Origin of the sequence: Aquamicrobium sp. LC103, assembly GCF_001014615.2 — a bacterium.
Taxonomy (GTDB): Bacteria; Pseudomonadota; Alphaproteobacteria; order Rhizobiales; family Rhizobiaceae; genus LBCQ02.
Genome location: NZ_LBCQ02000032.1, coordinates 1 through 737, shown reverse-complemented (window position 1 = coordinate 737; position 737 = coordinate 1). Strand labels below are relative to the sequence as shown.

At 54.5% G+C, this 737-nt stretch carries 1 protein-coding gene; it reads left to right on the top strand.

Translation table 11 applies throughout. The annotated features are described in order from the left end of the window. Positions 1-144 precede the first annotated feature (144 nt). A complete protein-coding gene (locus XW59_RS29215) occupies positions 145-474 on the top strand; it encodes a hypothetical protein (RefSeq protein WP_136068037.1) in 330 nt (109 codons plus the stop codon). Positions 475-737: the final 263 nt, after the last annotated feature.

Sequence of the window (737 nt, the reverse complement as noted above, 5' to 3'; positions counted from 1 at the left end):
AGTTGCAAATGTCGGCGGTCGGCAAGGTTATCTTGGCAGTCCTCGTCCTCAGCGCGGCCACGGCGCTCATGATTGCGATGGCCCTGACCTCGTTGTGAAAAACAGTCACTCTTTGAACTTAAGCGAAAGCTGATAAAAAGGCGCATGAACTTCAAAGAACGCGCCAGCGCAGTCCTTCAATTTATGTCGGTGGCGGCATACGCTCTTTTCTTTGCGGAGCCATTGTTTGCGCAGGCCATACCCCACTATGATGTGAGCAGGTTCTGTCAAAATGCGAACGGCAGCGGTTCCCAAGGTGATGCATTCCTCGACTGCGTGAAGCACGAGCAAGAAGCCTTCGATCAGTTGCTCTTTCATTGGCAGGATATCGAGAAACAACGTCGCCGCGTGTGTGACCAAATGGCCAGAGCCCAGGGCAGTACCTACCGCGTGCTCAAGCTTTGTATCGATGATCGGGCCGAACGAGCGTCGTAGCAATCATGGCGAGGCGCGAGACACGTATTAGAGGTTTTCGAGGTCGCGGGCCACTGCAGCGGGAGGATGAAGCGAGCCTGGCCTACATGCTGGAGCTTGTCGAAACAGCCGGCCGGATGAGCCGGAAACACGAGTTCGAGTTTCTTTCCTATCTTTTGGCCATGTCTCGCGACGAAATCCTGAACATCCTCAACTATTCCGCGACGGCACAAACACATATTGATGTGGAAGTAGAGGCCTCCGACGCCCCTATGAAGCCGAGC

Coding starts and splice junctions, on each gene's coding strand:
- XW59_RS29215 (WP_136068037.1), top strand. CDS start 145: ATGAACTTCAAAGAACGCGCCAGCGCAGTCCTTCAATTTATGTCGGTG.